Source organism: Streptomyces sp. NPDC021212 (genome assembly GCF_044332925.1).
Taxonomy (GTDB): domain Bacteria; phylum Actinomycetota; class Actinomycetes; order Streptomycetales; family Streptomycetaceae; genus Streptomyces.
Genome location: NZ_JBIRPZ010000003.1, coordinates 269,986 through 285,015, shown reverse-complemented (window position 1 = coordinate 285,015; position 15,030 = coordinate 269,986). Strand labels below are relative to the sequence as shown.

12 protein-coding genes are annotated in these 15,030 nt (G+C 71.2%); 6 read left to right on the top strand and 6 right to left on the bottom strand.

The window, feature by feature from the left end; genetic code table 11:
* Position 1 precedes the first annotated feature (1 nt).
* The 5 genes from ACH4SI_RS09505 to ACH4SI_RS09485 form a co-directional block, all read right to left on the bottom strand.
* Positions 2-961 (bottom strand): ABC transporter ATP-binding protein, encoded by a 960-nt coding sequence (locus ACH4SI_RS09505; RefSeq protein WP_398294489.1) that lies wholly within the window; start codon positions 959-961, stop codon positions 2-4.
* A gap of 139 nt (positions 962-1,100) precedes the next feature.
* On the bottom strand, positions 1,101-2,897 hold the full coding sequence (locus ACH4SI_RS09500) for a hypothetical protein (protein WP_398294487.1): 1,797 nt from the start codon (positions 2,895-2,897) through the stop codon (positions 1,101-1,103).
* Between the two features lie 450 nt (positions 2,898-3,347).
* Complete coding sequence (locus tag ACH4SI_RS09495) at positions 3,348-3,716, bottom strand: DUF6113 family protein (protein WP_398294485.1); 369 nt, start codon at positions 3,714-3,716, stop codon at positions 3,348-3,350.
* Entirely contained in the window at positions 3,713-4,603 is an 891-nt protein-coding gene (gene mshB / locus ACH4SI_RS09490; protein ID WP_398294483.1) for an N-acetyl-1-D-myo-inositol-2-amino-2-deoxy-alpha-D-glucopyranoside deacetylase, read from the bottom strand. Before mshB ends, ACH4SI_RS09495 begins: the two co-directional genes overlap by 4 nt.
* Before the next feature lie 63 nt (positions 4,604-4,666).
* On the bottom strand, positions 4,667-4,861 hold the full coding sequence (locus ACH4SI_RS09485) for a hypothetical protein (RefSeq protein ID WP_055548098.1): 195 nt from the start codon (positions 4,859-4,861) through the stop codon (positions 4,667-4,669).
* A 320-nt stretch (positions 4,862-5,181) separates the two neighbouring features.
* Between ACH4SI_RS09485 and ACH4SI_RS09480 the strand changes: the two genes are divergently transcribed.
* On the top strand, positions 5,182-7,350 hold the full coding sequence (locus ACH4SI_RS09480; RefSeq protein ID WP_398294481.1) for a prolyl oligopeptidase family serine peptidase: 2,169 nt from the start codon (positions 5,182-5,184) through the stop codon (positions 7,348-7,350).
* Positions 7,351-7,360: 10 nt separating this feature from the next.
* Here ACH4SI_RS09480 and ACH4SI_RS09475 read toward each other — a convergent pair whose 3' ends face one another.
* Positions 7,361-8,401 (bottom strand): hypothetical protein, encoded by a 1,041-nt coding sequence (locus ACH4SI_RS09475; RefSeq protein ID WP_398294479.1) that lies wholly within the window; start codon positions 8,399-8,401, stop codon positions 7,361-7,363.
* A 526-nt stretch (positions 8,402-8,927) separates the two neighbouring features.
* Between ACH4SI_RS09475 and ACH4SI_RS09470 the strand changes: the two genes are divergently transcribed.
* The 5 genes from ACH4SI_RS09470 to ACH4SI_RS09450 all read left to right on the top strand — a co-directional run bounded on the left by ACH4SI_RS09470 (position 8,928) and on the right by ACH4SI_RS09450 (position 15,011).
* Positions 8,928-9,941: an ABC transporter permease gene (locus ACH4SI_RS09470; RefSeq protein WP_398294477.1), complete on the top strand. Its 1,014-nt coding sequence runs from the start codon at positions 8,928-8,930 to the stop codon at positions 9,939-9,941.
* Positions 9,942-9,995: 54 nt separating this feature from the next.
* Entirely contained in the window at positions 9,996-11,783 is a 1,788-nt protein-coding gene (locus ACH4SI_RS09465) for an ABC transporter substrate-binding protein (protein WP_398294475.1), read from the top strand.
* 106 nt (positions 11,784-11,889) lie between these two features.
* On the top strand, positions 11,890-12,867 hold the full coding sequence (locus tag ACH4SI_RS09460) for an ABC transporter permease (RefSeq protein ID WP_398294473.1): 978 nt from the start codon (positions 11,890-11,892) through the stop codon (positions 12,865-12,867).
* A 13-nt stretch (positions 12,868-12,880) separates the two neighbouring features.
* Positions 12,881-13,918 (top strand): ABC transporter ATP-binding protein, encoded by a 1,038-nt coding sequence (locus tag ACH4SI_RS09455; RefSeq protein ID WP_398294471.1) that lies wholly within the window; start codon positions 12,881-12,883, stop codon positions 13,916-13,918.
* Between the two features lie 13 nt (positions 13,919-13,931).
* Positions 13,932-15,011, top strand: coding sequence for an ABC transporter ATP-binding protein (locus ACH4SI_RS09450; protein WP_398294469.1), 1,080 nt, complete (start codon positions 13,932-13,934; stop codon positions 15,009-15,011).
* Positions 15,012-15,030 lie beyond the last annotated feature (19 nt).

Genomic DNA, 15,030 nt, shown 5'->3' with positions numbered 1-15,030 from the left:
GTCACGCCTCCTCGGGTGTCGTGGCAGCGTCGGTGATGGCGAGGAACGCCTGTTCCAGGCCGAGCCCGGCGACCTCCAGGCCGCGCGGATAGAGCCCGAGTCCGTACATCGCGTGCACGGTCGCGTCCGCGTCGGCGGACCGCATCCGTACCGTACGCCCCGATACGTCGAGGCCGGTCAGGGCGGGGAGGGCGCGCAGCGCCGCCTCGTCGGGCGGGCCGTCCAGGGTGAAGGAGATCCGCCGGGCCCCGGCCATCTCCTTGATCTCGGCGGACGAGCCGTCCGCCAGCACCCGGCCGCGGTGCAGCACGATCACCCGGTCGGCTATCTCGTCGGCCTCTTCGAGGTAGTGGGTGGCGAACAGGATGGTGCGGCCCTGCCGGGCCTGGTCGCGCATCGAGCCCCAGAAGGACTGCCGGGACGAGACGTCCATCCCGGTCGTCGGCTCATCCAGCACGATCAGGTCGGAGGCGCCCGCGGTGGCGAACGCGAAGCGCAGCCGCTGCTCCTGGCCGCCGGAGAGCTTGCTCACCTTGCGGCCGGCGATCTCTGTGAGGTCCGCCCGCTCCAGGACCTCGTCGACCGGGTGGCCTTGGGGGTGCAGATCGCAGGCGAGCCGCACCAGCTCGCGCACGGTGACTTCCTGCATGAGGCTGCCGCTCTGCAGCATCGCGCCGACCCGACCGCGGGCGATGGCCTGCTGCGGGGTGGTGCCGAAGACCTCGACGCGGCCGCTGTCCGGGGTGCGCAGTCCGAGCAGCAGATCGAGGGTGGAGGACTTGCCCGCGCCGTTGGGTCCCAGCAGGGCGACGGTCTCGCCCGGGTGGAGGTGGAGGTCGAGGCTGTCCACGGCGCGCACGGTGCCGTAGCTCTTGCTGACGCCGGTGAAGACGACCACCGGCGGGGAGGCCGCGGTGTCGGCCCGCTCGCCGGTGGCGGAGAGTGCGGTGGTCGCTGTCATGGCCCCAGCTTCGCCGAGTGGGGCCGTCCGGCGGCAGTGTCTGTGGTCGTGAGCTGGAGATGACAGATGTCATGGGTGAAGGTCACGGCCCCCGCCCGGCGGTGCCGGGCGGGGGCCGTCTCGGACCTGGCGTTCGTCTCTAGTTCGGCGAGGTGTCGATGACCTGGGTCCGCTCTGCGGTCGACGTGCCCAGCAGCGCGGTCCGCATGGCGATGGCCACTTCCTGCGGGGTGACCGCCTTCTTGCTGCCGTCGGCGCGCTCGATCAGCACCCCGTCGAAGGTCTGGCCGTAGAGCCTCTTGATCGCGGCGAGGTCGAAGTGCGGCTGGAGCTTGCCGCCGATCGGCCGCATGGAGAGGATCTGCGGCAGCGAACGGTCCGGGCCGAACTGGATGGAGTGCGCGTCATCCGTCTTGATCGTCACCAGACCGGACATCGCGGGCTTGGCGAAGGACTTCATCTTCGCGTCCACCTCCGACTTGCTGATCGTCGGCCGCTTGGCGACGACCGGCAGGTCGACCGGCTTGTCCTTGCCGGTCTCGGCCCGCTCGCGGTACGCGTCGGAGACGGCCGCGACCGCCTTGTCGATGTCGAGGCCCCGGCCCTCCCTGCCGTAGACGGGGACGGCCCTGCCCGGCTTGAACGTGATCGTGCCCTCGCGCGCCGTGCCCGAGTTGCCCGCGAGCCGCCCCAGGGCGTCCCGGAGCTTCTCCTCGTCGACCGTCACGGCGGGCTCGGCCTCGTGCGTGCCGCCGAAGAGCGAGCCGATGACCGTCACCGGGTTGTAGTCGCGGCCCGCGACGTCCCGCACGGTGGCCTCGGTGTCCAGGGCCAGGCCCGCGACGGACGGCTTGATCTCCTTCTGGTCGCCGTCGACGGTCACCTTCAGCGGGGCGCCGGTGCGGCCGCCCAGCTCGGTGTCCAGCTTGTCGATGGCCACCTGCTTGGAGGAGCCGCCGATGTCGACGCCGAGGACGGTGGTGCCGTTGGGCACGTCCGCGTGGTTCATCACCAGGCCCGCGGTGTACGCGACACCGGCCGCGGCCACCACCAGGGCGCCCAGCATGACGAGCTTGGAGCGGCCCTTCTTCTTCGCCTTGCCCGCCTTGGGCGCCGGGCTGCTCGGCGGGGCGCTGTCCCCGGTGGGCGGTCCGGCCGGGCCGGGACCTGCGGGCGGACCGGAGGTGCCGTCGGCCGGCGGGACCACGGGCACCCCGCTGACCAGGGTGTCGCTGGATGCCTGCTCCGACCCGCTGGGCGAGGTGAACTCGGGGTCGCGGAAGAGCGACGGCGAGTGGTCGGCGTCCGCGCCGAGACCGCCCAGGCCGGGCTGCACGGTCGGGCTCGCGCCCGTGGTGGCGCCGAGGCTGCCGAGCGGCGAGCCGCCGGGCGGGGTCGGGGGCTGCCCGGCCGCGCCGTTCAGCGGGCCGACGCCCGAGCCCCGGGGCGTGCCCGGGCCGGGCGGCGCCAGCAGGTCCTCGTCCCGCGTCGGGGCGCCGGGCATCCGCATCTCGCCGGTGACCGGGCCGGTCGTCGGGCCGCTGGGCTCCGGCGCTCCGGGGTGGCCGGCGCCCGGGGTGTCCGTGAAGTACGGCAGGTCGGCCTGCGTTCCGCCGCCCAGGTTCGGCGCGGGGAACTGCTGGGTGGTCTCCGGTGCCGGGGGCAGCGGGGTGGCCTGGGTCGTCGAGGAGCCCTTGGGGCGGCGGGGCGGCGCGAACCAGTCGCTGGTCTTGTCGCCGTCGCCCTTGCCGCCCTTGCCGCTCTTCTCGCGGCTCTCGCGGTCCTTGACGCCGTCGGCGCGTCCCTCGGCCGCCGCGGCGCCCAGCTCCGGGCTGCGGACGGCCTCGGGCCGGGGCGTGGCTCCGGTGTCCTCGTCCCCGTCGTCCTCACCGGAGCGGGGGCCGGGCACACCGTCCTCGGCGACGGTCTTGCGCATGACGACCGGCGGAATGGGTCGCGAACCCGGGATGTTGATCCGGATGCGGGTCGTCAGGGTGGTTTCGGTCTTCGGATCCTCCGGCTTGGCCGCGGCATGCGCCTCACCGTCACCGACGCCACCCTGAAGGGTCTCCGGCGACGGGGACAGGCGGGATCCGTACGGCGGGGTGCCCGATGGATAGGCGGCACCGCCGCTACCCCCCTGGGCCCCGGAGGACGAACTGTCAGATTCACGGCTCAAAGCAGGTTCTCCCAGTTAGCTCCGCCGCCCGTCAGACCTCGCGCGGGCGGCTCGGCGGCGCGCACCACCATACTGGGCGCCGCGCTCGCGTACGTGGCGGCCGCCCTGCGGCCGCACCCTGTGCATCCCTTGAGCGTCGGCGGAGGAGCGTCCGGTGCCCCGGGAACTTCGCGCCCTTCCCGGGGACGTCACGCCGTAAACGTCATGTCACTTACCAAGTCGGGCGGCGAGTGCGCCCGGTTGCGAGACCACCGGCAGGGTGGCACACATCACACCGATGAACATGCCGCCCAGCAGGAAGACATACGACCCCAGGCCCGCGCCGAAGAGGAAGTCCCCTTCCGGGCGCGCGCTCGTGAGCAGCAGGACCGTGAGCGTCCACGTCCCGGCGGGCAGACCGCCGCCCAGCCGCCGGTCGGTCGCCTTGACGCCGCCGTAGCACGCGGCCGCGACACCGAGCAGCGCGAGCAGCAACCCGCCGGGGAACCAGAGCCCTTGGACCACCGCGCCCGCGATGGCGACCAGAGCCCCGAGGACGGCGAGCAGCGCGAATCCCGCGAGACGGGTGACCGTCATGCCGTCACCCCCGCGAACAGGTCGTCCTCGAGCCCCGCTCCCGGCCCGCCCTTGACGCCCTTGACCAGCCGGTAGTGCTCGCGGACGAACAGCGGCTGGCCCAGGTCGTTGGAGAGCGCGAAGAAGGGTCCGTCCACCGCGATCTGGGTGGCGTGCGCGCGCATCGCGGCGGTCTTGGCGTCCGCGTACGCGGTGCCGTCGATCACCGCCGAGACCTCCGTGTCCGCCACCACGCCCGGGACGTCGTCGGCGGTGGCGACGCCGGGGAAGGGGCCCTCGCCCGCCGCCCGCAGTCTCGCGAAGCCCTCCTCGAGGGCCGAGCGCGGCACGCAGTTCCAGTAGATCTTGCCGACCTCGTGCGGATCGCCCAGGTCGCGGCGGTAGACCGGCTCCGCGGCCAGCTCCGCCGCGCGCATGGCGACGCGGTGCGCCTGGATGTGGTCGGGGTGCCCGTAGCCGCCGTTGGCGTCGTACGCCACCAGGACCTGCGGCCGGATCTCGCGGATCACGGCCACCAGATGGGAGGCGGCCTCGTCGAGGTCGGCCCGCCAGAAGCAGTCGGGACGGTCGTTCTGCGGGGCGCCCATCATGCCCGAGTCGCGATATCTGCCCGGACCGCCCAGGAAGCGGTGGTCCTGGACGCCCAACGCCTTCATGGCCGCGGCGAGTTCACCGATCCGGTGGGTGCCGAGGGTGTCGTCGCGGTCGGCGGCGAGGTGTGCCAGGTCGACCGGGATGATCTCGCCCTCTTCACCGAGGGTGCAGGTCACCAGCGTGACGTGGGCACCCTCGGCCGCGTACTTGGCCATGGTCGCGCCGTTGTTGATCGACTCGTCATCCGGATGCGCGTGCACCAGGAGCAGACGACGGGCGGGAAGAACGGTCATGGCCACAGCCTACGATTCGCCCACCGGTGCCCGCGGACCGCGGGCCGGGGGACTCCCCGTGGGTCAGAGCTTCACATCACCGATCATGTTCGCCACGTTGGTGGTGAGGTCGTCGATGGTCGGTGCGACCGACGAGCTGGCCAGGTAGAAGCCGAGCAGCACACAGATGAGCGCGTGCGCGGTTTTCAGCCCGGCTTTGTTGACGAGCATGAATACGATGATCAGCAGCAGCACAGACAACGAGATCGAGAGCGCCACAGCGACTCACCTCCAGGAACACGCGCTCGGACAGACAACATATTGATGCCACACGGGGCCTACCCACTATGCGCAATCGATCATAACTATCGGCGCGTGCGCACGAGTCGGTGCACGGGAGCATGACAGGGGCGCATGCCTGATCGCACCAACTGGCGCTTGGCCAGGGCGTCTTTTCGCTGGTTATCCGCCATCTCACCGACTGAGAAGCTGGCTTGTTCTGGCCGCCGGACGGCCGGACCGTGCCCCTGGCAATGCCCCTCGACGCGTGTACCGATCAGTACGCCTCTCGTGATCTTCCGGACCCGTACGCTCGCCCTATGACCGGACAGCTCTCCTTCCCTCGGCAGCACGCGCGCACCCAGCGCTTCACGCTCGGAGCGCCCCGGGCCTTCGGCGTGGCCCCCGACGACTCCCGCGTGGTCTTCCTGCGGTCCCGCGGCGGCACCGACCGGGCGGGCCTGCTGTGGGTGTACGACGTCGCCGGGCAGCGGGAGTACCCGGCCGCCGATCCGGTGGCCCTGCTCGGCGGCGCGGACGAGGAACTGTCCGCCGAGGAGCGGGCGCGCCGCGAGCGCAGCCGCGAGGGGTCGGCCGGGGTGGTCGGCTACGCGGTGGACCAGGCCGTCGAGACGGCGGCCTTCGCCCTCTCCGGGCGGCTGTTCGTCTCCGACCTGATCGGCGGCGAGGCCCGCGAGCTGCCCGTTCCGGGCCCCGTCGTGGACCCCCGCCCCTCCCCCGACGGCCGCCAGGTCGCCTATGTGGCGGGCGGCGCGCTGCGCGTCACGGGCGTCGGCGGCGAGGACGACCGGGCGCTCGCCGAGCCGGAGGACGGCACCGTCACCTACGGTCTCGCGGAGTTCATCGCGGCCGAGGAGATGGACCGCACGCGCGGCTTCTGGTGGTCCCCGGACAGCGACACCCTGCTGGTCGCCCGCGCCGACGACGCCCCCGTACGCCGCTGGTGGATCGCCGACCCCGCCCACCCCGGCCAGGCGCCCGCCGAGGTCGCCTACCCGGCCGCCGGCACCGCCGACGCCGAGGTGCGGCTCGTCCTGCTGGGCCTGGACGGCTCCCGTACGGAGGTCGAGTGGGACCGGCAGCGCTACCCGTACCTCGCCCGGGTGCACTGGTCGGCCTACGGTCCGCCGCTGCTCCTCGTCCAGGCCCGGGACCAGCGCAGCCAGCTCTACCTGGCCGTGGACACCGCAACCGGACGGACCAGCACCGTGCACGCCGACGAGGACGCGGTATGGCTGGATCTTTTCCCCGGCGTGCCCGCCTGGACCCCCGACGGACGGCTCGTCCGGATCGCGGACGAGGGCGGCGCCCGGGTCCTGATGGTCGGCGACCGCAAGCTCACCTCCGGCGCCCTCCAGGTGCGCGCCGTCCTCTCCGTCGGCGAGGACGACGTGCTGTTCTCCGCCTCCCCCGGCGCCGAGGCCGCGCTGCCCGACCGGCCCGGCGAGATCGACGTCCACCGTGCCTGGTTCCGCGGGAGCGGCGACCAGGGCGGCTGGGTGCCGGTCGGCAAGCGGCCCTTCCCCGCCGTCCACTCCGCCGTGCGCGGCGACCGGCTCATCGCGCTCGCCTACGCCGGGACGGACCGGCCCGGCGCCCGGGCGGAGCTGCTGCGGGCCGCGGACCACGGCGCCGCGGAGACGGTCGCCGAGATCGCCTCGTACGCCGAGACCCCCGTCATCACCGCACGCCCGCAGCTCACCTTCGCGGGCAAGCACGACATCCCCTGCGCGGTGCTCCTGCCGACCGGGTACACCGAGGGCGACGGGCCGCTGCCGGTCCTGATGGACCCGTACGGCGGACCGCACGGCCAGCGCGTGGTCGCCACGCACAACGCGTACGTCACCTCGCAGTGGTTCGCCGACCAGGGCTTCGCGGTGGTCGTCGCCGACGGGCGCGGCACCCCCGGGCGCTCCCCCGCCTGGGAGAAGGCCGTCCGCGACGACCTCGCGGGCGTCACCCTGGAGGACCAGGTCGAGGCGCTCACCGCGCTCGCCGGGCGCTACCCGCTGGACCTCGGCCGGGTCGGCATCCGCGGCTGGTCCTACGGCGGCTACCTCGCCGGGCTCGCCGCGCTGCGGCGGCCCGACGTCTTCCACGCGGCGGTGGTGGGCGCGCCGGTCACCGACTGGCGCCTGTACGACACCCACTACACGGAGCGCTACCTGGGCCACCCCGACGAGCAGCCCGCGGTGTACGCGGCGAACTCGCTGGTGACGGACGAGGGACTGTCCGGCGCGGCGGAGGGCCCGGCCCGCCCGATGATGATCATCCACGGGCTGGCGGACGACAACGTGGTCGTCGCCCACTCGCTGCGCCTCTCCTCGGCGCTGTTGGCCGCCGGCCGCCCGCACGAGGTGCTGCCGCTGTCCGGGGTGACCCACATGACCCCGCAGGAGCAGGTCGCCGAGAACCTGCTCCTGCTCCAGGTCGACTTCCTGAAGCGGTCGCTCGGGCTCCCCGGCTGAGCCCGCCGGTTCACCAGCCCGGCGGCGGGGACGGCGGAGGCGGCGGGGCCGTGGGCGGTCCGGCCGGCGGAGGCGGGGCGTAGCCCGGCGGAGCGGCGGGCGGCGGGGCATATCCGGCGCCGCCCGCCTCGCCGTAGCCGCCGTACGCCCCGGAGCCGTACGCCCCCGCCCCGTACGCCGGGGCCGGGGCGTCCGCCTCGCCGCGCCGGGCCAGCGCGAGGAGCGCGACCAGGCCCACCAGCAGCTCGAAGAAGGCGGTCAGCACCGACAGCACCCCGGCCGTCGGCAGATCGTCGAGGTGCTCGACGTACTTCATCTTGCTGTAGAGCGAGACCTCGCTCGCCCCGGTCGCCAGCACCAGCACCGCGGCCACCATCCCCAGCGGCCGCGACAGCGGCGCCCGCCCCAGCGCGGCCGCGGCGGCCACCAGGCAGAGCGCGACGAGGGCCCAGACCTCCCAGGCGGCGGGCGGCGAGAGCAGCGTGACCAGGGTGTGCTTGCCGGTCAGCTGGTACTTGTAGATGTCCCAGTCCGCCTTCTGCGCCCAGTAGATCTGCCAGGCCCCGAGGACGGCCGCGGCCGCCCCCAGCAGCAGCGCCCCCGTCACCGCGGCGCCCGGTCCCGGCCGCGCGGGCGGCTCGGCGGGCGGGGCGCCCGGCCCGGCGGGATACCCGTCGGCGGGTCGCCGGGCCGCGGCGACGGTGGCCAGCAGCAGCGCCGCGAGCACCACCCCGGCCCAGGCGCTCAGCGTGGCCCGCGTCTTGAGGTCGTCGGGGATGCCCTGCATCCAGTCCGCGTTCAGGTTCCACAGGCTCGGCAGCCGCAGGACCAGGGTCACTGCCGCGACCGCACCGAGCGCCCCCGCGGCGGCCGGTGAGCGCAGCGCGGAGATCCCGACCACGACGCAGAGCACGAGCAGGACCAGATCGAAGAGGGACGAGCCGAAGAGGCTCCCCGAGGCCCGGAACGGCATTCCGGACCATGTCCACCACAGATGGCTCGCCTCGTCCGCCTTGTCCAGGTCCCGGACGATCCACGCCAGCGAGATCATTCCGAGCACCGCGCAGACGAGTGCGCCGAAAACACGCGCTCCGCGTGTGAGTATCCGTCCCTGCCCCATAGCCGTAGGTTTCCCCCACCGCACACCCCGGGCAATCGTCGCGAGGCGAAGAAGCACAAAGAAATCTGAAGAAGTGCGCGGATCGTGACCAACCGGATGCCGGCCGGGGCGACATGGCGCGCCCCGGCCGGTTTACGGCACCCGCACGGCCGTACGCAGCTCAGCTTGGCGCGTCCGTATATCGGTATGACGTCGGTCGAGTTGCCTGTGCGTTAACGCGATTTCTCCACAGTGGTCACGCTTTGTGGCCACTTCGCGATCACTGTCAAGCACGCCCGGACCTCGATCTGCCAAATGTTCGCTCAAGACTCCGAAGCCGGGCACATCCGCCCTTGCCCGCCCCTTGACCCGGCTGTGAATCCGTTGCGAAAGTCCGCTCAACCCGCCACAAGGCGGGTAGATAAACCGAGTTGACGGTTCGTGCGACGGGGCGGATCACCATGGGGGGCGCTACGCGATGACGACTCCATCCCAGCTCACCGTGGCCGGGAAGACCGCGCCGGCCGGGGAGGGCGGGCAGGGCGGACAGCCGGACGGCTTAAGCCCCCGTCAGCTGATGTGGCGGCGCTTCAAGCGCGACCGGACGGGCGTGGTCTCCGCCTGGATCGTGCTCTTCTTCTTCGTCGTCGCCGTGCTGGCCCCGGTGATCTCCTCGCTGTACGGCAAGGACCCGTACACGACGTACGGCCTCGACCGGCCCGAGCTGCTGGATCCGCTCACCGGCTATCCGATGAAGCCCAACGGCGGCATGGACGGGGAGTTCTGGTTCGGCATCGAGCCCAAGCTCGGCCGGGACGTGCTGACGCAGCTGGTGTACGGCATCCGCACCTCGCTGCTGATCGGGCTGGCCGCGACGCTGCTCTCGACGCTCACCGGCATCGTCGTCGGCGTCGTCGCGGGCTATCTGGGCGGGCGCACGGACTACTTCCTGGGGCGGCTGATCGATCTGCTGCTGTCCTTTCCGCAGCAGCTGTTCTTCGTCGCCTTCATGCCGGTGGTGACCGCGCTGTTCGTCAGCCCGCAGAAGGAGACCCCGACCTATTTCCGGGTGACGGCCCTGGTCACGGTGTTGTGGCTGCTGGGCTGGATGCAGTTGGCGCGGCTGCTGCGCGGTCAGGTGCTGTCCCTGCGGGAGCGCGAGTTCGTCGAGGCCGCGAAGGTGACGGGGGCCTCGCCGTGGCGGATCGTCCGCAAGGAGCTGCTGCCCAATCTGGGCACGCCGATCCTGGTGCAGTCCACCCTGATGCTGCCGAACTTCGTGACGACGGAGGCGGCCCTGTCGTTCCTCGGTGTCGGCGTGGTCGAGCCGACCCCCGACTGGGGCCGGATGTTCGCCAAGGGCGCCAACTTCTACGAGGGCGACATCACCTACATGTTCTTCCCCGGCATCGCCATGGTGATCTTCGTCGTCGCCTTCAACCTGCTCGGGGACTCGGTCCGGGACGCCATGGACCCGAAGACCACGCGTTGACCAGCACCACCCTTCCGTCCGACGAGGTCCAGCGAGGCAGGTGCATTCACCACCATGACGTTCAACAGCAGGCGCAGAGCACGTACCTACGCCGTCGCCCTGGCCGCCGGCGCGCTGGCGCTCTCGGCGTGCAGCAGCGGGGGCGGCTCGGGGACCGATGACTCCAAGGAGCCGAAGATGAAGGCCCAGGGGATCACCCTGGGCAGCGCCGCCGACTCCACCGGGCCCGCCGAGGACCTGGCGGGCGCGAAGAAGGGCGGCACGGTGTCGGTGCTCCAGCGCGACGCCTTCGAGCATCTGGATCCCGGCCAGATCTATGTCAGCGATGAGCTGATCATGCAGACCCTCTACAACCGGACGCTGACGAACTACCGGATCGACGACAAGACCGGGAAGGTCACGCTGGTCGGCGATCTGGCGACCGATACCGGCAAGTCCTCCGACGGCGGCCGTACGTGGACGTACACGCTCAAGGACGGGCTGAAGTTCGAGGACGGCTCGCCGATCACCTCCAAGGACGTCCGGCACGCCGTCGAGCGGCTCTACGCACCGTTCGAGACCAGCGGCCCGACGTACCTTCAGCAGTGGCTGTCGGGCGAGGGCCAGAAGTTCCGCAAGGCGCTGCCGGACGGCCCGTACAAGGGCAAGCACCTGCCGAAGTCGGTGCTGGACACGCCGGACGAGAAGACGGTCGTCTTCCACTTCGACCAGCCGCGCGCGGAGGTGCCGTTCGCCGTGGCGATGCCCAACATCGGCGCGGTGCCCGCGGCCAAGGACACCAAGGAGAAGTACGACAAGGCGCCGGTGGCCAGCGGCCCGTACAAGATCAAGAACTTTAAGCCGGGCAAGGGCATCCAGTTCGTCAAGAACGATCAATGGGACCCCAAGACCGATCCGATACGCCATCAGTACGTGAACACCTTCGATGTCTCCTTCGGCCATCAGTGGGTGGACTCCACCCGCCGGCTGGTGGCCGACAAGGGCGCCGACAAGACCGGCATGAGCTGGACCAACGCGGTCGACCCCTCGCAGATCTCGGCGGTCCTCAAGAACAAGGACGCGATGGCCCGGTCGATGACCGAGACCCAGCCGTATGTGGACGTCGTCTCGATCAATACGGACCGGGTCAAGAACAAGAAGGTGCGCGAGGCGATCGCCTGGGCCTTCCCCAGCGGTCAGTACCTCCAGCAGTTCGGCGGCCCGAAAGCCGGTGAGATCGCGGGCGGTCTGGTCGGCCCGACGCTCAAGGGCTACAACCCCGACTTCGATCCGTTCCAGAAGAAGAAGTACCCCGGCGGCAACGCCAAGAAGGCCAAGGAGCTGCTGAAGGAGGCCGGCGAGGAGGGCTACGAGCTGGTCTACGCGTACGGCAACGGCGACACCCACCAGGACGCCTCGGTCGTCGTCCAGCAGGCTCTGCAACGGGCCGGATTCAAGGTCCAGAAGAAGGAGATCGACCAGACCACCTACTACACCCAGATCGGCAAGGTGAACAACAAGTACGACCTCTACCGGTCCTCCTGGTCCGCAGACTGGCCCTCCGCCTCGACCGTCGTCCCTCCGATCTACGGCGGAAAGAACGTCTACGACGACTCGGCGAACTACAGCCATCTGAACGTCCCGGCGATCAACAAGGAGATCGACCGGGTCGCCAAGGTCGGCGACCTCAACAAGGCCACCGCGGAGTGGATGAAGCTCAGCGAGAAGGTCCTCACCGACGAGGTACCGGCGGTCCCCACCTTCTACAACCGGCTGTTCACCCTCTGGGGCTCCGGCCTCGACGGGATCAAGTGGAACCCGATCTACGGGGCCGTGGACCCGACGGCCGTCTTCGTCAAGTAGCCGCTGGTCCCAGCTCGATCAGGAGCCCGGCCGCGCCGCACGCCGCCGTAACGTCCGGCGCCGCGGCGCGGCCGGTACCCGCCCCGACCGGAAGATCCATGACGCCATGTTGAGATTCCTCGCCCGCCGGTCCCTCGGCGCGATCGTGATCCTCCTGCTGATCAGCGCGATCACGTTCTTCCTCTTCTTCGCCCTGCCCGCCGAGCCCGCCCGGCTCGCCTGCGGCAAGAGCTGCGACCCCACCTCGCTCGCGATCATCAACAAGAACCTCGGCCTGGACCAGCCGGTCCCGGTGCAGTACGCGAAGTTCATGGCCGGGATCGTCGCCGGGCGCGACTTCGCGGTCGGGCACTGCTCCGCGCCCTGCTTCGGCTACTCCTTCGTCAGCCAGGAGCCGGTGTGGGGCACCATCGTCGACCGCTTCCCCACCACCCTCTCGCTCGCCCTCGGCGGCGCCGCGGTGTTCCTGGTCGGCGGGATCGGCATCGGGATGGTCGCGGCCTGGCGGCGCGGCACCTGGATCGACAAGGTCTTCAGCTCGCTGTCGCTGCTGGGCGCGTCCCTGCAGATCTACTTCGTCGGCGTGCTGTGCCTGGCCTGGTTCGTCAGCGGCCTGGGAATCATGGAGCAGCCCACCTACCACCCCTTCACCGACAATCCGGCGAGGTGGTTCAGCGGGATGCTGCTGCCCTGGCTGGTGCTGTCGCTGATCTTCATGGCCAACTACAGCCGGATGACCCGCTCCCAGATGGTCGAGCAGTTGCAGGAGGACCACGTCCGCACGGCCAGGGCCAAGGGGCTGTCCAGCCGGACGGTCTTCTTCCGCTACGCCTGGCGCGGTGCCATCGCCCCCATCGTCACCATCTTCGGCATCGACCTCGGCTCGCTCTTCGGCGGGGCGATGGTGACCGAGTACACCTTCACCCTGCACGGCATCGGGCGGCTCGCCGTGGAGTCCGTCCAGCTGACCGATCTGCCGATGCTGATGGGCGTGATGCTGGTCAGCGCCGCGGCCATCGTGGTGTTCAACATCCTCGTCGACGCCGCCTACGCCGTCATCGACCCGCGCGTACGCCTCGCCTAGAAGGACGTCCGAAGTGACCCCATCGACCAAGCCCGACGGCGCCTTTCTGTCGGTGCGCGACCTGCACGTCCACTTCGCCACCGAGGACGGCACCGTCAAGGCCGTGGACGGCCTCTCCTTCGACCTCGAACGCGGCCGGACGCTCGGCATCGTCGGCGAGTCCGGCTCCGGCAAGTCCGTCACCAACCTCACCGTGCTCGGCCTCCACGACCCGCGCACCACCACGGTCACCGGCGAGATCCACCTCGACGGGCGGCGGCTGACGGGCGCGCCCGAACGCACCCTGGAGAAGCTGCGCGGCAACACCATGGCGATGATCTTCCAGGATCCGCTGACCGCCCTCTCCCCGTACTACACGGTCGGCCGCCAGATCGCCGAGCCGTACCGCAAGCACACCGGCGCCTCCCAGCGGGACGCCCGGCTGCGCGCGATCGAGATGCTGGAGAAGGTCGGCATCCCCAACGCGCGGCTGCGGGTGGACGACTATCCGCACCAGTTCTCCGGCGGGATGCGACAGCGCGCCATGATCGCCATGGCGCTGGTCTGCGACCCCGATCTGCTGATCGCCGACGAGCCGACCACCGCGCTCGACGTCACCGTCCAGGCGCAGATCCTGGACCTCCTCAAGGAGCTCCAGCAGGAGTTCGGCTCCGCGATCATCCTCATCACCCACGATCTGGGCGTGGTCGCCAACACCGCCGACGACCTGCTGGTGATGTACGCGGGCCGGGCCGTCGAGCGCGGTACGGTCCGCGAGGTGCTGCGGGCGCCCCAGCACCCGTACACCTGGGGGCTGCTGGGCTCCATGCCACGGCTGTCCTCCGCCCTCGACGAACCGCTCAGCCCCATCCCCGGCACCCCGCCGAGCCTCCTCGCCCCGCCGCCCGGCTGCCCCTTCCACCCACGGTGCGGCTACACGGGCGAGGTGGACGGCGAACGGTGCGGTCGCGAGCGGCCCGCGCTCCCGGACGGCCGGGGCGCCGCCTGCCACCTCGCGGCCGAGCGGAAGCAGACCCTCTTCACCGAGCAGATCAAGCCCCGGCTGGTCTAAGGAGCGGCTTCAGATGAGCATCGAGTCGGGCACCCCCGAACCCCTCCTGGTCGCCGAGAAGCTGACCAAGCACTTTCCGATCATGGGCGGCTTCCCCTTCCGGCGGAAGGTGGGCGCCGTCCAAGCCGTCGACGGCATCGACCTGACCGTGCACGCGGGCGAGAGCTTCGGGCTGGTCGGCGAGTCGGGCTGCGGCAAGTCCACCACCGGACGGCTGCTGACCCGGCTGCTGGAGCCCACCGCCGGGCGGATCACCTACCGGGGGCGGGACATCACCCACGCGGACCGCAAGCAGCTCGCCCCGGTCCGCTCCGAGATCCAGATGATCTTCCAGGATCCGTACTCGTCGCTGAACCCCCGGCAGACCGTCGGCACCATCATCTCCGGGCCGATGGAGATCAACGGCATCCGCCCGCCCGGCGGCCACGAGGCCCGGGTGCGGGAGCTGCTGGAGACCGTCGGCCTCAACCCCGAGCACTACAACCGCTTCCCGCACGAGTTCTCCGGCGGCCAGCGCCAGCGCATCGGGGTCGCCCGCGCCCTCGCCCTCGAACCCCGGCTGATCGTCGCCGACGAGCCGGTCTCGGCGCTCGACGTCTCGATCCAGGCCCAGGTCGTCAACCTGCTCCAGCGACTCCAGCGCGAGCTGGGCATCGCCTTCCTCTTCATCGCCCACGACCTCGCCGTCGTACGGCACTTCTCGCAGCGCGTCGCGGTCATGTACCTCGGGAAGATCGTCGAGGTCGGCGACCGCGACTCCCTCTACCGCCGCCCCCGCCACCCGTACACCCACGCCCTGCTGTCCGCCGTCCCGGACGCGGCCGTGGTGATGGCCGACGACGAAGCGTCCTCCGGCCCGGGCCGCGAACGCATCCGCCTCGCCGGCGACGTCCCCTCCCCCATCGCCCCGCCCTCCGGCTGCCGCTTCCGCACCCGCTGCTGGAAGGCCCAGGATCTCTGCGCCCAGCAGGAGCCCCCGCTGCTGCGCATCGAGGGCAACCGCGAGGGCCACCTGTCCGCCTGCCACTTCCCCGAGGCCCCCACCACCGAGGCCCGCGACCAGGACATCGTCCTGGACCCGGCGCTGTCCTAGGAGGTGCCCAAAGCCGGAA